This window comes from Pandoraea iniqua (assembly GCF_902459685.1).
Classification (GTDB): domain Bacteria; phylum Pseudomonadota; class Gammaproteobacteria; order Burkholderiales; family Burkholderiaceae; genus Pandoraea; species Pandoraea iniqua.
Genome location: NZ_CABPSF010000003.1, coordinates 1 through 20,656 on the forward strand (window position 1 = coordinate 1; position 20,656 = coordinate 20,656).

The 20,656-nt window shown below is 63.8% G+C and carries 14 protein-coding genes and 1 pseudogene; 4 read left to right on the top strand and 11 right to left on the bottom strand.

What is annotated here, in order from left to right:
• Together PIN31009_RS27900 and PIN31009_RS11315 are read right to left on the bottom strand one after the other, a co-directional pair.
• Positions 1–425 (bottom strand): annotated as a pseudogene (locus PIN31009_RS27900) (hypothetical protein); the annotation flags it as partial.
• Complete coding sequence (locus tag PIN31009_RS11315) at positions 422–1,216, bottom strand: DUF2092 domain-containing protein (RefSeq protein ID WP_174997115.1); 795 nt, start codon at positions 1,214–1,216, stop codon at positions 422–424. The gene PIN31009_RS11315 and the pseudogene PIN31009_RS27900, both read right to left, overlap by 4 nt.
• A 691-nt stretch (positions 1,217–1,907) precedes the next feature.
• On the opposite strand from PIN31009_RS11315, the gene PIN31009_RS11320 reads away from it, so the two are divergent.
• Together PIN31009_RS11320 and PIN31009_RS11325 are read left to right on the top strand one after the other, a co-directional pair.
• Complete coding sequence (locus tag PIN31009_RS11320) at positions 1,908–2,525, top strand: copper-binding protein (RefSeq protein ID WP_150790306.1); 618 nt, start codon at positions 1,908–1,910, stop codon at positions 2,523–2,525.
• A 103-nt stretch (positions 2,526–2,628) separates the two neighbouring features.
• Entirely contained in the window at positions 2,629–3,216 is a 588-nt protein-coding gene (locus tag PIN31009_RS11325; protein WP_150790307.1) for a hypothetical protein, read from the top strand.
• Here PIN31009_RS11325 and PIN31009_RS11330 read toward each other — a convergent pair.
• The 5 genes from PIN31009_RS11330 to PIN31009_RS11350 form a co-directional block, all read right to left on the bottom strand.
• Positions 3,178–4,680: a heavy metal sensor histidine kinase gene (locus PIN31009_RS11330; RefSeq protein WP_150790308.1), complete on the bottom strand. Its 1,503-nt coding sequence runs from the start codon at positions 4,678–4,680 to the stop codon at positions 3,178–3,180. The genes PIN31009_RS11325 and PIN31009_RS11330 overlap by 39 nt on opposite strands.
• A gap of 27 nt (positions 4,681–4,707) precedes the next feature.
• The gene (locus PIN31009_RS11335; protein ID WP_039375692.1) at positions 4,708–5,382 is read right to left on the bottom strand and encodes a heavy metal response regulator transcription factor; all 675 of its coding nucleotides are present in this window, start codon (positions 5,380–5,382) and stop codon (positions 4,708–4,710) included.
• A 9-nt stretch (positions 5,383–5,391) separates the two neighbouring features.
• On the bottom strand, positions 5,392–6,819 hold the full coding sequence (locus tag PIN31009_RS11340; protein WP_246185689.1) for an efflux transporter outer membrane subunit: 1,428 nt from the start codon (positions 6,817–6,819) through the stop codon (positions 5,392–5,394).
• A gap of 101 nt (positions 6,820–6,920) precedes the next feature.
• On the bottom strand, positions 6,921–8,210 hold the full coding sequence (locus PIN31009_RS11345) for an efflux RND transporter periplasmic adaptor subunit (protein WP_150790309.1): 1,290 nt from the start codon (positions 8,208–8,210) through the stop codon (positions 6,921–6,923).
• 13 nt (positions 8,211–8,223) lie between these two features.
• Positions 8,224–11,379 (bottom strand): efflux RND transporter permease subunit, encoded by a 3,156-nt coding sequence (locus tag PIN31009_RS11350; protein WP_150790310.1) that lies wholly within the window; start codon positions 11,377–11,379, stop codon positions 8,224–8,226.
• A gap of 414 nt (positions 11,380–11,793) precedes the next feature.
• Here PIN31009_RS11350 and PIN31009_RS11355 point away from each other — a divergent pair, with 414 nt between their 5' ends.
• Positions 11,794–12,912: a Dyp-type peroxidase gene (locus PIN31009_RS11355; protein ID WP_150790311.1), complete on the top strand. Its 1,119-nt coding sequence runs from the start codon at positions 11,794–11,796 to the stop codon at positions 12,910–12,912.
• On the top strand, positions 12,909–13,736 hold the full coding sequence (locus PIN31009_RS11360) for a family 1 encapsulin nanocompartment shell protein (protein WP_058378827.1): 828 nt from the start codon (positions 12,909–12,911) through the stop codon (positions 13,734–13,736). The genes PIN31009_RS11355 and PIN31009_RS11360 overlap by 4 nt, the downstream gene beginning before the upstream one ends.
• 56 nt (positions 13,737–13,792) lie before the next feature.
• Here the strand turns inward: PIN31009_RS11360 and PIN31009_RS11365 are convergent, their stop codons facing one another.
• The 4 genes from PIN31009_RS11365 to PIN31009_RS11380 form a co-directional block, all read right to left on the bottom strand.
• A complete protein-coding gene (locus PIN31009_RS11365) occupies positions 13,793–16,348 on the bottom strand; it encodes a hypothetical protein (RefSeq protein ID WP_150790312.1) in 2,556 nt (851 codons plus the stop codon).
• A 212-nt stretch (positions 16,349–16,560) separates the two neighbouring features.
• Positions 16,561–18,300 carry a glycosyltransferase family 39 protein gene (locus PIN31009_RS11370; RefSeq protein WP_150790313.1) on the bottom strand — a complete coding sequence of 580 codons (1,740 nt, stop codon included), beginning with the start codon at positions 18,298–18,300 and terminating at the stop codon, positions 16,561–16,563.
• Positions 18,301–18,342: 42 nt separating this feature from the next.
• Complete coding sequence (locus tag PIN31009_RS11375; protein ID WP_150685527.1) at positions 18,343–19,689, bottom strand: sensor histidine kinase; 1,347 nt, start codon at positions 19,687–19,689, stop codon at positions 18,343–18,345.
• Positions 19,686–20,345: a response regulator transcription factor gene (locus PIN31009_RS11380; RefSeq protein ID WP_087688977.1), complete on the bottom strand. Its 660-nt coding sequence runs from the start codon at positions 20,343–20,345 to the stop codon at positions 19,686–19,688. Before PIN31009_RS11380 ends, PIN31009_RS11375 begins: the two co-directional genes overlap by 4 nt.
• Positions 20,346–20,656 lie beyond the last annotated feature (311 nt).

The window sequence follows — 20,656 nt, forward strand, 5'->3', positions numbered from 1 at the left end:
CCTGGACCCGGACCCGGACCGGGCGGCGCCGGATGTGGCCCCGGCTGCGGCGATGGATTGGGTCCGGGGCCCGGCCCCGGTGGCTGGCCGCCGCCGTGGGGAGGTCCCCCGGACGGCCCGCCCGCGTTGGCATGCATCGGCGTGTTGCCACCCGGTGCACCGCCACGTTGCATGCCGCCGGCGTCGGCATTCGGCCCGACACCATGTGCCATGCCGCCGCCGTGAAAACCACCGCCGCCACCACCACCGCCATGCAGGCTCGTTCGCGCACCGCCACGGAATCCGAAGCCGAAGCTGTGGGTCGAGACGACGGCGAAGGTGGCCGCGACCGTCAGGCAGATCACTCGCATCGCGGGACCGCTGGCAGGCTTGCGGTGGATCGCCGACGGCGGCGTACCCGGGGGCTGGGAAGTCATCCGGGTCATTGGCGGCCTCCCTGTGCTTGTCCAGTCTGTCCGGTCTGTCCCGCCGGACCCTCTTGTGGCGGCCCGGGCGGACGCATCTCGATACGCTGCGCCTCGGCGGGCACCTGATAGGTGAACGTTCCCGCTGCGAAGGTCGGATTGACGTTCCACCGGTAATTCACGGAATGCCGCGGCCGCGACGGCTGCGTAGTGTCGGTAATGACGAACCGGCAAGGCAGGGGGCGCGAACCTGCCCGAATCCACAATTCCCAGTCGACATCGGGTTGCTGATACGCGTAGTGATTGCACCATTCACCATTCACGCGATCGAGCCCGATGAACAGCGCCGAGCGCAATTGCCCGGCATCGTCAGGGTCCGTGCCCCAATAAAACAGATCGGCCAGCGGGAGTCCGATGCCGTACTTCTGATCGATATCCCGCGCCAGTGCATCGATGGTCGGCGGCGCGTCGACCCGGCTGTAAAAGCGCTTGCCCTGAGACTCGTCGTAGAGCGTGAACGTTTTGCCGTTATAGACAAAGCCGCGATTGCGCGCTTGGCCGGTGACCACGGCGCGCACCTTATCGGGGCGTTGCACCGACATGTCGGTGTGATGCAGAAAGCCCACGTTCTGGCCGGTGCTCAACACCGCGTCGGTCACCGAGTCTGCCGCTACGTGAAAGCGCTGCAAGGTTCTCAGATAGCGGCTCATTTTCGTGAGCGCGTCAACGGCACCTTGCTGTTTCTCGGGCATTCCCTGCACCGGGAGTGTGCTGTCCGAGGCGGGCGCCTGTGCCGACACCGTGTAGGACATCAGTGCAATGGCGGCGGCCGCTCCGAATGTCAGTGTTCGGATGAGTGTCCGTGTAGGCGCACGATCGGGGCGATGGGGAAACGTTCGTCGGGAAGACATAGATGGCACTGTGTGACCTCATTCAAAGGGCTGGTGTGAACGGGACGACAACAACGTGCTGGTGCGCTGTGTACGGGCGCGAGGCGGCGGGGCGGATCAGGAAATATTTGACCCGCACAAATGTACCGGCGGGCCGTGCGGCCGCTGATCCGGGTAGAAACAAGATTAGTGATTCGGATTGCAAACTGTCAAGGCGAAACACATCATCCGAACGGATTAAGAATTACGTAACTTCAATGAATGATTTTGTAACAAGTTGTTTCTGCTTTGATTGAAAATAAGTATGCATCTGACCTCCATGCATGAATGGTTTATTGATTTTCATCAATCGAATTCAATAAGAGGGCTGTACCTCAAGGCCCATAGGGAAGGCGCAATCCGGCAGCGCGTAATTTTAATTATTCGAGGGATAAAGGTATTTGGTATGCAAAACAAAATTATCTTGCTGAAGTGAATTATTTTGTTACTATCGCCGGGAAACATTCGGTAATTGGCACGGGTTGCCCGTCACCGGGAATTTGTTTCGGATAATTAACTATTTGCCGAATTCGAATGACGGATTCTCATTCGGCGATAACAAAAAGGACACACCATGAAGCTCACGCAAGCGATGATTCTGGCCGGCCTGTTGTCGCTGGGGCAGGCCGCCTATGCACAGACGCAGGCCGCCCCCCCGCCCGCACCGATCGTGCGCGGTGGCGTTGTCGAGTTCCGTACGACACTGCTGAACGTCGACGCCAAGAACCGCACCATTCAGGTTGCCGACGATCAAGGCAAACCGGTGACCTTCGTGGTCGGCCCCGAAGTGAAAAACTTCGAACAGATGCGCAAGGGCGACAAGGTCATAGTGGCCTACGAGCGGGCAATCGCCATCTCGGTGGCGCCGGGCGGCGGCATTCGTAGCAGTGTCGTCACCGAAGAAGCGAACCGTGCCACGCCGGGCAATCGTCCGGCCGCCGATGCGGCGCGCAACATCAAGGTGGTGGCGACCGTGCAGAAGATCGACCGGACCGCCAACGTCATCACGCTGCGCGGACCGAAGCGCACCGTCGATATCGCCGTGCAGGACCCCTCGCTGCTCAATGGCGTGAAGGTGGGCGATTCCGTCAATGTGGACTACACCGAAGCGATTGCCGTGGCTGTGACGCAGGCCCCGGATGCGAAACGCAAGTGGATGCCGCCGCCGCCGCCGCCGGCTCCCAAGCCGTAATGGACGCGGCGGACTATCAGTCGGTTTGACCATCGGGCGCCGGTGACACCACCACCGGCGCCCGGTCCCCCCAAACGGCAAGCGCCCACGACCGGAGGTCGCCATGGCACGGTCCGCTTTGAAATTCGACGATGCGACATATGCCGCATTGCTCGCCGCCGCCCGCGACGCGGACACGGCAAATCCCCATAACAATCCCGCTTTTCTCGACGCTTTCCTGCACGACGCGTGGTCTGCCGCGCATCGCATTTACGGTGCGCAGACGTATCTGAAGTTGATGGGGCTGGCCGGCGTGGCACGACGGCCGAGCGCGGGCACCGTGCAAAAGGCCATCGTGCGGGCGCGAACCGCCTACGAAATGCCGGCCGTGCCGACATCGATATCTTCGCCGGCCAATGCCCACGCGGTCTGGGCACAGCAACTCGAGCAGAATCTGGCGAGAGCCATGACATTGCTCGATGCGCTGCCTGACGGGCAACTCTCCCTCGGGTATGCGAGTGCCGACGTGGCCGATGCGATGCGGCGCGTACAACATCTGGAGCGGGAGAATCTGGAGTTGCGGGCGCGGCTCGCACAGATGACTGTCGCAGCCGCTTATGCGCGCGAGGCGCTGGGTGAAACGCTGACCGGCTTCGCGCCGCAGGGGCAGGGACTATCGCGAGCGGGCAACCACGGTCGGCAAGGTCTCTGACGATCCGGTGGCGGTGCCTACCGGCCCCGTCGTACCCGTCTGACCCAATGGCCCCATCCCCACCGGGTCGGCAGGTGCTGCCGGCCCCTTCGACACCGAGAAACCGAACGTATTGAGGCCGCCCGCGCTGTGCGCCCACACGGTGCCACCGTGCATTTCGGCGATGGCCTTGACGATGGCCAGCCCCAGCCCATGATTCTCGCGGCTGTTGGTGCGCGATGGCTCGGCGCGGTAAAAACGATCGAACAAATGCCGCAGCACGTCGGGCGGAATCGGTGCGCCCGGATTGGCGACTTCGATGCGCACCTGATCGGCGTCGTGTGCCGATTTGGCCGGTTGAGAAATTCGCACGTCGATGGTGGCGCCCGGGGCGCAATGCTCGATCGCGTTCATCACCAGATTCGCGACGGCGCGTCCTACGAGTGCCTTGTTCACATGCGCAAAGGCGCTGCCATGTAGCCGCGCCGCCACCTGCGCCTCTTCCAGCGGAATTTCCAGAAACTCAAGCGTGTGCGCGGCTTCGCTCGCGATCGACACGCCCGTCAGGCCGGTCGCACGTTCGCCCTGATCGGCGCGTGAGAGGAACAGCATGTCGTTGATGATCGTGCGCATGCGGCCCAGCTCTTCCAGATTCGATTGCAGCAGCGCGCGCAAGTCTTCGACCGGCCGGTCGCGCGTGAGCGCCACTTCGGTCTGCCCGATCAGGATGGTTACCGGCGTGCGCAACTCGTGCGCGACGTCGGCGTTGAACGATTCCAGCCGTTCGTAGGCCCCGTCAAGCCGGGCGAGGGCGCCGTTGAACGAGTGTGCGAGATCGTCGAGTTCGACCGGCAGCGACCGGGTATCGAGCCGCTGTGAGCGGTTGTCCGGACTGATTTGCGAGGCTTCGCGCGTGAGTCTCGTCAGCGGCGAAAGACCGAGTCGCGTGACCGAATAGCTGAGCAACAGTACGCCGAGACTGCCGAGCGCCGACAGCGCCGCGAGCCCGAGGCCGAAGGCGCGCAGCGTGCGCTCGTTGGGGGAATAGCTGGCCGACACCTGAAGCGTCACGGCCGGGCGCGAGCCGTATGGCGGCAAGATTTCGCGGGTGGTCAGCAAGTCGTCGCCGCCGCCGTCGGGGCGCAGCCGCACGTAGCCGTTCGACAATCGCTTCACGAACATGCCGCCGACCGGCGTACCGAAAGTAAAGCGCGGGTCGTCGCTCGACACCGCGTAGGTCGTCGTGCCGTCGCGCGGGGTCATGTCGCTCAGCTTCTCGCGCACGATCTGCCACTTCTCGGGCGTGCCGCCGTGATAGACGATGATGTGCGCGATCTGCGCGCGGTCGTCGAGCGACTCGCGCAGGTGCCGTTCCAACTGCACGCGCAACATCATGTAGAGCGCGGCACCCACCAACGCGAACACCGATAGCGCCACCACCGCGAACATCGCGGCGAGGCGGCGGGAGATCGAGTGTTTGACCATGATGAGCGCTGCGGCAATGCGCTCGGCTTACGCCTCGCGCACCTCCAGCACGTAGCCCATGCCGCGCACGGTGTGCAGCAGCTTGGTGTGGAAGGGCCCGTCGAGCTTGGCGCGCAGGCGTTTGATGGCGGTCTCCACCACGTTCGTGTGGCTGTCGAAGTTGACGTCCCAGACCAGTTCGGTGATGGCGGTCTTCGACAGAATGTCGCCCTGACGGCGGGCGAGCACGGAGAGCAACTGAAATTCCTTCGCGGTGAGATCTAGCCGTTGGCCGTCGCGCGTGGCGCGGCGTCCGATCAGGTCGACATACAGGTCACCGACCGAAATCAATGTGGATTCCTGTACGCGGGTGCGGCGCGCGAGTGCATGCAGGCGCTCGACCAGTTCGATGAACGAGAACGGCTTGGTCAGGTAGTCGTCGGCCCCTTCGCGCAGGCCGCGCACGCGGTCGTTCACGTGATCGCGCGCGGTCAGCATGATGACCGGCGTCGACTTGCGCTCACGCAGCGAGCCGAGCACGGCAAAGCCGTCGCGCTTGGGAAGCATGACATCGAGCACGATCACGTCGTAGTCGAACTCCAGCGCCAGATGCGTGCCTTCTTCGCCATCGAGCGCGACGTCGACCACCCAGCCTTGCTCGGTCAACCCCGAGCGCAGATAGTCCACCACTTTGTGTTCGTCTTCAACGATCAGTACTTTCATGTCGTCACCTCACCTTTGCGCATTATACGAGTCAGTGGATGAATCCGACGGCAGCCAGCCGCCGCCTAACGCCTTGACCAACGCAACCGACAACACCAGTTGTTGCCCGCGAATCTGCACGTCCTGACGCTCGCTCGCGAGCAGGCTCTGCTGCGCGGTAATCACACTCAAATAAGCGGTCAGGCCCCCCGAGTAACGGTCGTTGGCGAGGCTCAGCAAGCGCTGCGCATCGACCACGGCCGCATGCGATTCGTGGGCCGCACCGTCAAGCACCGATAGACCGGTCACACCGTCCTGTACTTGCTGGAAGGCGGTGAGTACCGTCTGCCGGTAATTGGCTTCAACCGCGCGATAACCGGCGCTCGCGTAATCCACTCCCGCCTGCCGGCGTCCGCCGTCGAAGATGACTTGCGAGGCCGCCGTGCCCAGCGTCCAGAGCAGGCTGGGCGCGGAGAGCAGGTTGGCGAAGTCCGTCGCCTGCCAGCCAATCGACGGGTTGAGCATCAGGCTCGGGAAGAAGGCGGCCTTGGCGACGCCGATCTGGGCGTTGGCCGCCGCCATCGCCCGTTCGGCGGACGCAATGTCGGGGCGCCGCTGCAACACGTCGCTCGGCACGCCCAGCGGAATTGCCGGCATCGAGTCGGTCAGCGTGCCGACCGGCACCGAGAACGCCGGGGCGGGCACGCCGACGAGCGCGGCAATCGCATGTTCGTATTGGTCGCGCTGCTGATGCAGCAGCTTGGCCTGCACGCGCGTGGTGTCGAGTTCCGACTGCTGTTGCAGCACGTCAAGCCCGGAGACGGCGCCCAGATCGTGCTGCGCGCTGACATAGTCGAGCGCCTTCTGCTGCAACTTGACCGACTCGTCGAGCACGTGAATCTCGGCGTCGAGGGCGCGCAACTGGAAGTAGGCCGTAGCGAGTTGCGTCGTGAGCACCAGCCGGGCATTGGCCAGATCGTCGCCGGCCTGTTCGGCCGACGCCTGCGCGCCTTCGACCTGACGGCGAATGCGTCCGAACAGGTCGGTGTCGTAGTTCACGCCGAGCCCGAGCTGCACGTTGTTCTGCACCGTCGACATCATCGACGACGAATAGCTCGTGAGCGGGCGGTTGGCCGAGATGCGCTGACGTGCCAGCCCGAACGACGCGTCGACTTCCGGCAGACGTTGCGCCGACGTACCGGCAAGCGTTGCGCGCGCCTGTTCGTAATGGGCAACGGCGGCGGCGAGCGTCTGGCTCTGCGCCAGTGCCTGCTTCTCGAGGTCGTCGAGCGCGGGCTCATGGAACGAGGTCCACCAGTCGGGCTGCAACGGCGCGTGCGACGGTTGCGCCAGCCGCCAGTAGCTGTCGGTTTTCCAGTCAGGCGGCGTGGAGACTTCGGGGCGCTGATAGTCCGGTCCGACGGCGCAGGCGCTAAGCAGTGTGGCGACGCCCAGCACTACGGCGCTGAGTCGGAAGCCGCGGCGGAGGCTGCGGCCATCGATCGTGCGAGGCGAGCGCTGCTGTACCGCCGGCGTCGGTGCCACGCGTTCGCTCCCGATCACGATTGCGCTCCTTGCGCCTTACCGTTGGCCGCGTCTTCCGACTTCCCGGCGGGCTTGCCACCGGCGTTGCCGCCCGGTGCGGCCTTCACCGCCAGCGCCTTGGCCTGCACGTGATCGCCGTCGTCGATGGAGTCGCTCGGGTTGATGATGACGCGGTCGGTCGGCGCGACACCGTCGGCCAATTCGAGCGACTGCCCCAGATCCTGAGCGATCACGATCTTGTGCAGATGCACCACGCCCTGATCGTCCACCACGGCCACGCGCGGGCCTTCCGCACGGAACAGCAGCGCATTGGACGGCACGCTCAGATGGGCACGCGCCGCGCTCGGCAGCGCCAGTTGGACGTAAGCACCGGGGCGCAGCTTGCCGTCCGGGTTGGGCAGCGACGCTTCGATTTGCAACGAGCGCGTGGCCACGTCGATGGCGCCGGACACATGGGTGATCTTGCCTTGGAAGTGCTCGCCGGGCAGTTCGGCCTGCGTCACCACCACCGGCTGACCCACGGTCACGCCCTGGGCATAGGCCTGCGGCACCTGCACGTAGACGCGCAACGGGTCGGTCTGTGCGAGCGAGAACAGCGCGCGGCTGGTGCCGCTGCCCGCATCGATCAGGTCGCCCACGTCGACATTGCGCTGGGTGATCACGCCGTCGAACGGCGCCACGATGCGCTTGAACGATTCGAGTTGTTGCAGGCGCTTCACGTTGGCGTCGGCGGCGGCCAGATTGGCGATGCCTTGCGTGTAGGTGCTTTGCCGTTCGTCGAGTTCCTGCTGCGAGACGGCGTCGCGCTGGCGCAGTTGCTGCCAACGCTCGAGCGACGACTTCGCCAGCCCGAGGCTCGCGTTGATCTGGTTGCGCTGGGCCATCGCCTGCGCCAGTTCCTGATCGATTTCCGGTGTGTCGAGATCGGCCAGCAACTGACCTTGTTTCACACGGGCACCGATGTCGACATAGCGGCGCAGCAAATAGCCGGTCGCGCGGGCGTAGATCGGTGACTCGACCGCGCCGCGCAACGTGGCGGGCAGCAGGGTTTCGCTGGCCGAGGTCGTCTCCGGCGTCACGACGCTTACATATTGCTTCGCGTTCTCTACCGTCACGTTGGCGACGTCGCGCCGTTGCAGGGCGTTCGACACGGTGGTGCGGGCGGCACCGGCGATCAGCAGCACGGCCACGACGATCAGTGCGATCTTGGCGCGGCGGAATTCGCCCTTGCGCGGCGGCAATTGCCGTCCGTCGGCGGGGTCGTGCTCGGGAAGGGCCAGTTCGGCGTGATGTTTCTCGGTCATGTCAGTCAACCCATCAAGAAGCAATTTTTTTGCGACGCGCGAGTCGGGTGTGAATCCCGGCGAACACGAGCGGCACGAAGAACAGTGTCGAAACCGTGGCGAACATCAGACCGCCGATCACGGCGCGTCCCAGCGGCGCGTTTTGCTCGGCACCTTCGCCGAGACCCAGCGCCATCGGCACCATGCCGATGATCATGGCGAGCGCCGTCATCAGCACCGGCCGAATACGGCCAGCCCCGGCCTCCAGCGCCGCCTTGAGCGGTGCCATGCCCGATTCCATGCGCTGCCGGGCGAAGGCGACCACGAGAATACTGTTGGCGGTGGCCACACCCATGGTCATGATGGCGCCCGTGAGGGCCGGCACCGACAGCCGTGTGCCGGTCAGGAACAGCATCCAGACAATGCCGGCGAGGGCGGCGGGCAGGGCGCTCACGATGATGAGCGGGTCGACCCACGACTGGAAATTCACCACGATCAGCAGGTAGACCAGCACGATGGCCATCGCCACGCCGACGCCTAGCCCCAGATACGAGCTTTGCATTGTGCTCACCTGACCGCGCACCACGATCTGGCTGCCGCGCGGCAGGTCCTGTCGGGCCTTGGCCACGAGTTTGTTGATGTCGCCCGCCACGCTGCCGAGGTCACGGCCTTCCACGCTCACGTACAAGTCGATCACCGGCCGGATGTTGTAGTGGCTGACCACCGCGAACTGCTCGGTCGGTACTACCTTCACGAAGTTGGCGAGCAACTGCGGCTGACCGTTATTGGCCGTGCCCGCCACGGGCGTGCGCAGCAGGTCGTCGATCGAGCTGACCCGGTATTGCGGGGCCTGCACCGACAGGCTGTACTCCACGCCGTTCTGACTGTTGAACCAGAAGCCCGGCGACGTTTGCGAGCTGCCCGAGAGCGAGATCAGCACGTTCTGCGCGACCGCGTTCGCGTTCAGGTTCAGTTGCTGAAGACGCGTGCGGTCCATGTCGAGGTGCAGCGTCGGCGCATTCACGCGTTGCTGGATATGGGTGTCCACCGTGCCCGGCACCTGCCGCACCTGCTTGAGCAGCTTCGTTGCGATGTCGAAGTTGGCCAGTTGCTGATTGCCGCTGATCTGGATGTCGATGGCGGCGGGCAGCCCGAAGTTGAGAATCTGCGTGACGATGTCGGCCGGCTGGAAGAAAAACTCCACGCCGGGGAAGCGTTGCGGCAGGATCGCGCGCAGCTTGTCGATATAGCCGGCGGTCGGCTTGTGGTCGGGGCTGAGGGCGATCTGAATTTCGCCGTCGAGCGTGCCGATCGTGCCGGCATTGCTGTACGAGAGGTTGATACCGCTGTACGGCAGCCCGAGGTTGTCGAGAATCGTCTCGAGTTCCTTCGGGGGCACGACTTCGCGCACCACCTTTTCCACCTCGTCGGCCAGTCGCGCCGTTTCTTCGATACGGGTGCCGGTCGGCGCGCGCATGTGCATGCGGATGTCGCCCGCGTCGACGCTCGGGAAGAAGTCGGCACCGAGCGCAAACACGAGCCCCATCGACAGCACGCAGAACGCGAGGAAGCTCAGCGCAAACATCCGGCGGCGGACCAGCAAGTTGGAGAGCACCACAATATAGGCGCCGCGCATGCGCTCGAAGCCGGCGTCGAACCGCAGATAGATGCGGCGGAACATGCCGGGCTTCGCGTTCGGGTCAGGGTGATGGGCGTGACCCATCAGCAGCATGGCCAGCGTGGGCACGAGCGTGCGCGAGAGTATGTACGACGCGAGCATCGCGAACACCACCGCTTCCGCCAGCGGCACGAACAGGTAACGCGCCACCCCGGTCAGGAAGAACATCGGCACGAACACGATACAGATACACAGCGTCGAGACCAGCGCCGGCACGGCAATTTCGCCCGCGCCCTCCAGAATCGCCTCGTGTAGTGGGGTACCCATGTGCAAGTGCCGCTCGATGTTCTCGATCGTCACGGTCGCATCGTCCACCAGAATACCGACCGCCAGCGCCAGCCCCCCGAGCGTCATGATGTTGATCGTCTGGCCGAGTGCATGCAGCGCGAGCAACGACGACAGGATCGACAGCGGAATGGAGATGGCGATGATGCAGGTACTGCGCCAGTTGCCGAGGAACAGCAGAATCATCGCGGCCGTGAGGGCTGCGGCGATCAGCGCTTCGTGAATCACCCCCTGCACGGCGGCCTTCACGAACACCGACTGGTCGAACAGTGCCGAAATCTTCAGGTCGGAGGGCAGGGCGGCGCGGGCTTCCGGCAGCAGTGCCTTGAGCGAATCGACCACGGAGAGCGTCGAGGCATCCCCCGTCTTCATGATCGACATCAGCACGCCGCGCTGGCCGTTCTGACGCACGATATTGGTTTGCGGCGAGAAGCCCGTACGCACGTGGGCGACTTCGCGCAGATACGTCGTGGCACCGCCCACCGTGCGCACCGGAATATTGTTCAGGCCTTCGACCGTGGGCGGCGACCCGTTCATATCCACGTTGTATTCGCGCGGGCCGATCTTCGCCGTACCGGTCGGCAGAATCAGGTTCTGCGCGTTCACCGCAGCGACCACGTCTTGCGCCGTCAGGCCTTTGGCGAGCAGCGCGCGCGAGTCGATGTCGACGGAAATCAGGCGCGTCTTGCCGCCATACGGATACGGCACGGCCGCGCCGGGGATCGTCACCAGTTGCGGGCGCAGGAAGTTGAGCGCCGTATCGTTGAGGGCGGGTTCCGACAGGCTCGGGCTCGACAGGCCGAGCTGCATCACCGGAATCGACGAGGCCGAGTAGCTGATCACCAACGGCGGCGTGGCCCCGGGCGGCATCTGCTTGACCTGCGCCTGCTCCACGGCCACCACCTGCGCGATGGCCGTCTGCACGTTAGCCGTCGGTTGCAGGAAGATTTTGATGATGCCGATACCGGGCAGCGACTGCGACTCGATATGCTCGATGTTGTTGACCGTGGTCGTCAGGCCACGCTCGTTGCCGGAGATCATCCGGTCGGCAATGTCTTGGGCGGACAACCCGGTGTACGTCCAGATCACGCTGATGACCGGGATGTTGATTTCCGGCAGCACGTCCACGGGCGTGCGCATGAGCGTCAGCGGCGTGGCGAGCAGAATCATGATGGCCATCACGATGAACGTGTAAGGCCGTTTGAGCGCAACGTTAACAATCCACATGGTTCAGACGCGCTCGGGCGCAGTCGCAGACGTACGATCAAGGGCCGGTCGACGGCTGTTAGCCGGTGGGCGTGCAGCGTCGGTCCGGGCTAGGGCCTTGTTGTCTGCCGGCGCGCACAGTGGCGCACCGGGCGAGGCCCCGGGACGACGCCATGGTAGTGGCGCACTGCCAACGCCAAAATGACGCCAAAATGGCGCAATTGCCATATTCCGGCGAACGACCCGCCGAGGCCCGCCCGGCAAGGCTCTACGCGCGGTGCGTGCAAAGGGAGTGGCATATTACGGTGTGTTGCGTTATAAATCAGGCACACCAAAAGTCGCCGCCCGATAGCGTTCAGCGTGCCGTTTACCCGTCATGGCTGTCCCGATGCGGGTGCGACGCAGTCGAGAACCCCAGCCCCAAGCAGGAAAGCAATGACTGAACGTCCCCCTGAACCACAGCCGGTCTCCGGCACCGTCACCCGTAGTGCCATTTTTCTCGTCGCCACCGTTCGCGACGACGCCGCTGCGCACGCGGCCGTACGCGCGTGGTGCGCGGATGCTGCCGCGTACGTGCGTGCCGTGGGCAAGCGCGTGCCGTCCGGCAATCTCTCGTGTGTCGTCGGTTTCAGCGACAACGCGTGGGACCGCCTGTTCGGCGACCCGGCCCCGGCCGAGCTGCATCCGTTCCGCGAGTTCGGTGCGGGCAAGCGGCATGCCCCGGCAACGCCCGGCGACTTGCTGCTGCACATTCGCGCCGACCAGATGGACCTCTGTTTCGATCTCGCAACGCTGATGCTCAACAAGCTCGGCGATGCGGTGACCGTGGTCGACGAGGTGCATGGTTTCCGCTACTTCGACATGCGCAGCATGGTCGGTTTTGTCGACGGCACCGAGAACCCGACGGGGCAGGAAGCCATCGACTTCACCGTCATGGGCGACGAAGATCCCGACTTTGCCGGCGGCAGCTACGTGCTGGTGCAGAAGTATCTGCACGACATGACCGGCTGGAATGCGCTGCCGGTGGAAGTGCAGGAGCGCATCATCGGGCGCACCAAGCTCTCGGATGTCGAACTCGACGAAGACGTGAAGCCGAGCAATTCGCACAGCGCGCTGACCACGCTGGAAGAAAACGGCAAGGAAATCAAGATCCTGCGCGACAACATGCCGTTCGGCCGTCCCGGTTCTGCCGAGTTCGGTACGTTCTTCATCGGCTATGCGCGCTCGCCGGCGCCCATCGAGCAGATGCTGGAAAACATGTTTGTCGGCAAGCCGCCGGGCAACTACGACCGCCTGCTCGACTTCAGCACGGCGGTGACGGGCGGGCTGTTCTTCGTCCCGTCGGCCGCGTTGCTGGAAGAGCTGGCCGATCGCGAACCGGTGGCCGAAGCCACCGAGTCGCCCGTCGTCAAGACGCTGATCGACGCGCAGCCGCGCGAGTCGCGCAACACGGCTGTGGTCGACGCTACCGTTTCCTCTCTCACCAATGCGAGCACCGCCCCGGTGGCGGGTTCGCTGAATATCGGATCGCTCAAAGGAGTTTCTCAGGCATGAATAACCTGCATCGCGAACTGGCCCCCATTTCGAACGCCGCATGGGAGCAGATCGAAGAAGAAGTGGCGCGTACGTTCAAGCGCACCGTCGCGGCGCGCCGCGTGGTCGACGTCAAGGGGCCGGGCGGTCTGGCGCTGGCCGGCGTAGGCACGGGCCATCAGAAGTCGATCGCATCACCGCTCAAGGGTGTGGATGCGCGTCAACGTACCGTGTTGCCGCTGGTGGTGTTGCGCGTACCGTTCGAGCTCTCGCGTGAAGCGATCGACGACGTCGAGCGCGGCGCCAACGACTCGGACTGGCAGCCGGCCAAGGACGCCGCTATCAAGCTGGCGTACGCCGAAGACCGCGCGATTTTCGACGGCTACAAGGCTGCCCAGATCACGGGCGTGCGCGAAGGCACGTCGAACCCGGTGCTGCCGTTGCCGAAGAGCATCGCCGACTACCCGACCGTCATCGCCAAGGCGCTGGAGCAACTGCGCCTCGAAGGTGTCGATGGTCCGTACAGCGTGTTGCTGGGCGCGGATGCCTACACGGCCGTGGCCGAAGCCAACGATCAGGGTTATCCGATTCTCGAGCACATCGGTCATATCGTGAGCGGCGAGATCATCTGGGCCCCGGCGATCGACGGCGGCGCCATCGTGTCGACGCGCGGCGGCGACTACGAGATGCACATCGGTCAGGACGTGTCGATCGGCTATCTCGACCACACCGCCGAGACGGTCCGTCTGTATCTGGAAGAGACGTTCACGTTCCTGATGCTGACGGCCGAAGCCAGCGTGTCGGTCGCGCCGGGTGCGCCGGCGAAGACGGCGAAGGCCAAGTAAGGCGAAGTAGGGCGAAGTAGGGCGAATGAGGCGTTGCAGCGCAGGAGGCACGGTTTTTACTGTGCCTCCTCCAGCGCCTTCGCCAGTTCTGTTTCGAAGCCCAGATTGTGCGACGCCTGCATCTGAATGAAATACCGGATCAGTTCCACCGGTATGGAATAGGAACCGAGCGCAGGCGCGACCGTACCCGTCTTGTTGAGTTCGAGAATCAGGCCCAGCGTGAACCGGTCCATGCCGAACTGGAAGTGTTTTGAAAGACTGGCGTACAGGAAGATCGACGGTGTCGCCGCGTGCCGCGAAAGAATGCCCGGGAGCTCGGACGGCTTGACGTTGGTGATGTCGATGATGGCACACAGATCGTCCGCGCCATGCGACGGGACGGCCCGATACGTGGTGAGCTCCGCCTGATGCGTGAAGTTGTAGGCAGGGTCGTAGTGCAAGGTATTCTTCTGCGAAGCCGACTTCGTCACTTTGCTGTTCAGCACGTCACGCGGGAATTCGAAATAGGCGGGCCCTAGCCTGAACGTGGACTTCTTGCGCAGGTTCATGGCCACCATCCCGGCCTGCATGCCGCTATGGGTAAGCGCCGCCCCCGTCACGTGGTGCCCGGATGCCAGCGCCCCCGCGCTATAGCCTTGCTTCACTACGCTCATGAACTCGTCGGTACTCGGCGCCCAGGTTTGTAACTCGACCAGTTGGAGCCCGAATTCATTGAGATTCTCAATGACCTGCGTAATCTCGAGAAACAGATCGGCCTTATCCATGCCGAGATAAGTGTCGTAGCGGCGCATGCGCAAGAGCCACTGCCCCTTGGTCAGATTGGTAATCAGCCGCTGCTGGACGAAATCCAGTGTCTTGCCCGGTTGGAATCCGCCTTTGCGGCAAACGCTACGGATGTAACTCATCGCCCGGATCAACGTGGAATAGAGCGTCGCATTGGGCGCGTGGCCCGACGCAACGGCTGCCGACGGATGCCTGCGCGGCGCTTCAATCTCGATCGCGGCGTCTTCGTCCTCTTCGTCGTCTCTTTCGCTGCGCTCCACCCAAGCGTCGTACCGCTTGAGCACTTCTTTCACCTTGGCGATGAAGTACGGTGCATCGAGCTGCCCCGGCCACAAGCGGATGGACCGCTCCAGATCGGAAATCGCCGGATAGAGAAATCCGAAGCTGTTGCGCTGATACATCTTGACCTTCGAGCCCGCATTGAACTCGGTCATGATGAATTGCATGTGCGGCAGGATGTCGGATTTGGTCGGTGACTTCTTGCCCTTGATCACCGGTTCGATGATGGGACACGGATACGTCAGGTAGCCGCTTTGCTCGTCGGCGACCACAATGCGAAAGTGCGTACTGCGCACGCCAGCCAGTCCCTGCACGATGGCGCGGCAATGTTCGAGAATCGTGGCCCCGTAGGTTTGCGAGAATTCACCTTCAGCGTCGACGTTGCTCGCGGCATCGAGATAGGCCGCGGTTCGTCCCGGATCACGGGTGTCGAAATAACGGCTCGACGTGGCTTTCGATTTCGCAAGCTTTTCGCTGCGAATCGGTTTGCCCGCAGCGCTCAGCAACTTTTCCTTGGCATAGGAATTGACCTCCGAGCCATAGCCGGAATGCTGGTACCGTCCCGTACCGCTATGGGCATACATGACACCCGGCGTGATGATCTCGGTGTTCTCATCGTCGAACGTCAGCGAGTCGTCGAGTTCTTTGTAAAAGTCGTAGATGGATTTGACGAACACGTACTGCTTTTGCTTTTTCGCCCCGGGCGTCGTGAAGTAGAGGCTTTGGCGATTCTCACCCGTACGGAAGTAATCCATGCTGCTTGCGGCCGGATACACCTCCTTGCCCTGATGGTGGTCGTTATCGTCGGCTTCGGCCATCGGGGCCGTATGCGTGAACATCAGCAGGGGGTAAGCGCCCGTGGCGGTCCGTTCCTTCTGGCGCTTCGTGATGGCGGTCGACGATTTGTCCTCGCGTCTGCCAAGCCGATCCGTCCAGCCTGTGAGCCGCTCAGCCAATTTGGGCGTCTGTTGATGCGCGCCCCGAATCTGGGGCGACTTGATCGCTGCCTCCTCGACCATGGTCATCAACTCGGCTGCCGTGTGGTTTGCGCCGTCGTTAAAGGCATCGAGCAGCAGCCTGTCGATGATGGGCTTCGTGGTGCCCGTCAGGGCATCGCCGACGACGGCTTCGAAGCGTCGGGTGAGCTCTGGGGAGCCGGCGGTGAGCTTGCGGAATGCCGCCTGAATGTATTTCGTCCCCATGGCGGCCAGTGCGCGGATCTGCTGGACATTGTCGCCACTGACCCCGGTCGGATCCCATTGCGCCTGAACCACGCCTGCGGAGGCGCGAGGCCCATCGGCCGTGCCGATCGTCGCGTCGATCCGTTGCCGCTGCATCTGCATGCGCGGACTGTTTTGAATGACTTGGGAGAGTTGCTGCTGTGACGAGCCGGCGACGTGGTTCCCGGCCAACTGATCGATGCGACGTTGTACGGCAGCCGTCGGCCTGTTGTCGGTGATCTCGGCGATCTCAGCAGCCTGATCCGACGCCTTGCGTTGCTCGGGGGTGTCGGTGGGTGTCTGGCGTGCCGCCTGGTCCTGCGTCTGCATGTTGAAACGTCCTTGTTCACATGGCGACGGAAGACCCTCGCCAACAACAACGATCGACAAACTGCGGGATAACTACGGGGGGCACGGAGAAGGATCGTGCGACGCCAAGTGTACGCGATTTGAGTTCTTCGCGGCCAGACGGTGCCAGCGGGCGGCTTCAATTAGGCTTTAAGTCGCCGCGCTGGCACGAGAACAACGGAAACGGGAACGGGTCAGTTCGCCGCAGGGGCAGACGCTGGGGCCGGCGCAGGCACATCGCCCGCCATCGGCTTCTCGATCATCACGCGGCGGTTATCGCGGGCGATGATCTTCATCGGCAGGCCGAGCGTTTCGAGCACCGTGAACTTCTCCGGGTCGACCAGCGCGAGCGCCTTGGGGGCCGCCATCCACACATCGGCGAACTTGGCGAGTGTCGGAACCCAGCTATCCGGGGCTTGCGAGATACCGAACTCCAGCTCGTCCTGCACGGCGACCATGATCATGGGCTGTTGCAGGTAGTAAGGCATCGTGTGATCGAGCGTGCCCACCGAGTAGAACGGCGTATCCGGGCCCAGACGCTGCATCTCCGCGCGCACCGCCGGCACCAGATCGATGCCCGAGCTGCCCCGCCCGAACGCCTCATGCCCCGAGCCACCGATCATCGTGAAGGCCAGCCACGTGCCGGCAAACGCGATCAGCGCCTGCTTCGTGCTGCGCTTGACCAGCCAGCGCGTAATGCCGATGCCGATCAGGCCGACGATGCTCGCCGCGTACAGGTAGTACGAGAACGCGCGATACGCCTCGACCGGATTACGGCTGTCGGAGTGATGCGACAGAAACACCAGACACGTCACGATGGTGGCCACGAAAAACACCACCGACACGATCAGATGCTTGCGCAGGCTCTCGCGGGTCATCCCGGCCAGCCCCAGCCCGATGAGCATGGCGACGGCCGGTGCGATCGGCAGCACATACGAAATCAACTTCGAATGCGAGGCCGAGAAGAAGCAGAAAATCAGGATCGCCCAGACCCACAGCATCGTCACCGGGCGGAAGCCGTTGGCCTGACGCGGCGTCGCACGCGAGGCAGAAATCGCGCGCGGCAGCATCGACAGCCACGGCAGGAAGCCCACGATGAACACCGGCACAAAGTAGTACAGCGGCCCGTTGCGATTGTGATCCGGCTTCAGGAAACGGTTGAAGTGCTCGTTCACGAAGAAGAAATCGAAGAACGACGGGTTACGCGCCATCACGGCGGCGAACCACGGCACGGTGACCGCCAGCAGCACGATCAATCCGCTCACGATATACAGACGCTTCCACAAGGCCCAGTCGCGTGCCACCAGCGTGTAGACCACCAGCACGGCACCCGGCAGCACGATGCCGATCAGCCCCTTGCTCAGAATCGACAGACCCATGGCGGCCCAGCACAGCCACATCCAGTTGCGTGTCTGCGTGTCGGTGAGTCCCGGGCGTTGCGCCAGCAGCAGTGCGCACAGCACCACGGCCATCATGAACGACAGGCCCATGTCCAGCACGTTGAAGTGACCCAGCAGGGCCCACAGCGGGGCGCTCGCCAGTACGATGGCCGCGAACAGTCCCGCCCGGGCACCGAAGATCCGGCGGCCCGTATAGCCGACCAGCAGCACGCCGCCAAAGCCGGTGAGCGCCGTCCACAGGCGCGCCTGCCAGTCGCCCAGACCGAACACCATGAAGGTGAGCGCATTCATCCACGTTTGCAGCGGCGGCTTCTCGAAATAGAGATAGCCGTTATAGCGGGGCGTGACCCAATCGCCGGTGGCCAGCATTTCGCGAGCCATCTCCGCATAGCGGCCTTCGTCGCTCGAGATCAGATGCCGCCAGTTCAGCAGGCCGAACCAGACCAGCGCGAACGCGGCCAGCAGCCAGAGGAGTGCGGCGGGGGAGATCGGCCAGGGTTCTAACCCGGCGTCACGTTGAGGGCGTGTGGACATGAATGCGAAACTTCCGGTCTTGTTGGATGAATGGAACGGGGGTTACGAAACATCAGGGTTCGGCAACGTCACGCGCACATGCAGCCCGCGTGGCGCCACCAGATTGGCGTCTTTCAGATGCACCTGACCGCCGAGGCGATCGACAATGGCCCGCACGATGGCCAGCCCCAGGCCGGTGCCTTCCGTGTTCAGGCCGGGTGCATGAGAATCACGCACCTCGGTTGCGCGGTAAAACGCGTCGAATACACGCTCGCGTTTGTCGGCGTCGATGCCCGGGCCGGAATCGATCACGTCGATGGCGGCGTGGGTCCCGGTCGAGGACAGCCGAACCGATACCGTGCCGCCGCCCGGGGTATAACGCACCGCGTTGCCGACCAGATTGCTCAGCAACGTCACGATGTCGCGCTTGGTGCTCGCCACCCGCAACCCCGGCGCGGTGTCGATCAGGTCGAGCACGATCATCTTGCGGTCCGCCAGCACGAACACGTCTTCCAGTGCCTCGTGAACTGCCGGCAACAACGCCAGTGGCGTGGCCTCGGCCGTCGGTGCGCTCTGGGCACGGGCGAGCGTCAGCAGTTGTTCCAGCAGCCCGCGCGTACGCTGCAAGCCGCTCTTGAGTTTGGTGAGGCGCGCCCGCGTCTCGGTATCGAGTGCCACCGGCGCGAGGGCGCGGTCGAGGTTTTCCGATTGAATCACCAGTGCCGTGACCGGCGAGCGCAGTTCGTGCGCGGCGTCCGCCACGAAGCGGCGCTGCTCGTCGAGTGCCTTCGCCAGACGGGCCAGCAGCCGGTTGATCGACACGATGAACGGTTCGATCTCCTTAGGGGCGCCCGCCGTATCGAGCGCGTGCAGATCGGTCTCGCGCCGCGCGTCCACGCCTTCGGCCAGCCGTTGCAGCGGCCGGAAAGCCCGGCGTACGGTCAGCAAGATCGCGCCGATCAGCAATGGCACGAAGACCACGAACGGCAGGGCGGTACGCAGGCCACTATTGCGGGCGATCTCATTGCGGCCCTCGGTCGGCTGCGCCACGACGATGCGCAGATCCGGCGTGATGGTGCGGACATAGGCGCGCCACGTGTGATCGCTGCGTACGGTCCCTTCGACGGTATGGAAACCATCGGTCAGCGACACCGGAAACACGCCCCCGAGTGTCTGCACGGTCAGTCGGTAGTCGTGATCTTGGATCGGCAGGCCGTGCACAGCGTCGTCAGCGCCGGGCAGGTTGCGGATGTCCACGAGCGCTGCGAGTTGCAGTAACTGATCGTCCTGAAAGCGATACGCCTCGCGAAAGGCAGCCGCGTACGAGACCAGGCCGGCGACGATGCCCAGCCCCACCGCACAGGCGGAGAGCGTGACGACCAGTCGCGACTGCAACGAGCGCATCTTCATGCCTTGGGCACCAGCCAGCCGGCGCCGCGAATATTGCGGATGACGTCCGCGCCCAGTTTCTTGCGAATCGAGTGAATCAGGAAATCGATCATGTTGCTCTCGATCTCCTCGCCCCAGCCGTAAAGGCGATGCTCCAGCGCGTCGCGCGAGAGGATCGTGCCGGGGCGGAGCATCAGGGCATGCAGCAACGCGTACTCACGGGCGGAGAGCACACATTTGTTGTCGCCGTAGGTCGCTTCGTGGGTTGCCGGGTCGAGCGCCAGTGCCCCGTTGGTAAGCACGGGCACGGCCACGCCGGCGTTGCGGCGGATGACCGCACGCATACGGGCAAGCAGTTCACCGACTTCGAAGGGTTTGACGACGAAGTCGTCGGCGCCGAGATCGAGGCCTTGAATGATGTCTTCGGCGCCGTCGCGTGCGGTCACGACGATGATCGGCGTGCGGCCGCCCGCGCCGCGATGGGCGCGCAGCACGTCCCAGCCGTCGCGCCCGGGCAAGCCGAGGTCGAGCAGCATCAGGTCATAGGTATGGGCGGCCAGCGCCGAGAGGGCCGACTCGCCGTCGCGACACCAATCGGCGGCATACGAGGCGTCCTTGAGCGCCTGCATCATGGCCTCACCGATCATCTCGTCGTCTTCTACGAGCAATATCCGCATGGTTCTCTGAGAAATTCCTGAATATTCCTGACGCTGCACGAGGGCGCGTCACATCACCTGCCGTCCTGATCGGACGACTGGGCGCACGATAGCGCGCGAAACTTAGGAGAAACTTAGTGAGGGTCGACGCGTTCCGGCGCGACTATGCCATGAAATGTCGTAAGCAAACAGTTACTTAGGACAGATTTTTACGGCAGTGGGGGAATTGGGCTGTCGCGGGGGCAGCCGAAGCGGCGGGATTTTGGGAAAAATGCCCGGAAAGTGAAAAGGGGGCAGGCTGCGCCGGGTCCGCTGGATTCCCGCGAAGGCCT

Excerpts from the sequence above, each read along its gene's own strand:
- PIN31009_RS11315 (WP_174997115.1), bottom strand. The coding sequence starts at position 1,216 with ATGTCCTACACGGTGTCGGCACAGGCGCCCGCCTCGGACAGCACACTC.
- PIN31009_RS11320 (WP_150790306.1), top strand. The coding sequence starts at position 1,908 with ATGAAGCTCACGCAAGCGATGATTCTGGCCGGCCTGTTGTCGCTGGGG.
- PIN31009_RS11325 (WP_150790307.1), top strand. The coding sequence starts at position 2,629 with ATGGCACGGTCCGCTTTGAAATTCGACGATGCGACATATGCCGCATTG.
- PIN31009_RS11330 (WP_150790308.1), bottom strand. The coding sequence starts at position 4,680 with ATGGTCAAACACTCGATCTCCCGCCGCCTCGCCGCGATGTTCGCGGTG.
- PIN31009_RS11335 (WP_039375692.1), bottom strand. The coding sequence starts at position 5,382 with ATGAAAGTACTGATCGTTGAAGACGAACACAAAGTGGTGGACTATCTG.
- PIN31009_RS11345 (WP_150790309.1), bottom strand. The coding sequence starts at position 8,210 with ATGACCGAGAAACATCACGCCGAACTGGCCCTTCCCGAGCACGACCCC.
- PIN31009_RS11350 (WP_150790310.1), bottom strand. The coding sequence starts at position 11,379 with ATGTGGATTGTTAACGTTGCGCTCAAACGGCCTTACACGTTCATCGTG.
- PIN31009_RS11355 (WP_150790311.1), top strand. The coding sequence starts at position 11,794 with ATGACTGAACGTCCCCCTGAACCACAGCCGGTCTCCGGCACCGTCACC.
- PIN31009_RS11360 (WP_058378827.1), top strand. The coding sequence starts at position 12,909 with ATGAATAACCTGCATCGCGAACTGGCCCCCATTTCGAACGCCGCATGG.
- PIN31009_RS11365 (WP_150790312.1), bottom strand. The coding sequence starts at position 16,348 with ATGCAGACGCAGGACCAGGCGGCACGCCAGACACCCACCGACACCCCC.
- PIN31009_RS11370 (WP_150790313.1), bottom strand. The coding sequence starts at position 18,300 with ATGTCCACACGCCCTCAACGTGACGCCGGGTTAGAACCCTGGCCGATC.
- PIN31009_RS11375 (WP_150685527.1), bottom strand. The coding sequence starts at position 19,689 with ATGAAGATGCGCTCGTTGCAGTCGCGACTGGTCGTCACGCTCTCCGCC.
- PIN31009_RS11380 (WP_087688977.1), bottom strand. The coding sequence starts at position 20,345 with ATGCGGATATTGCTCGTAGAAGACGACGAGATGATCGGTGAGGCCATG.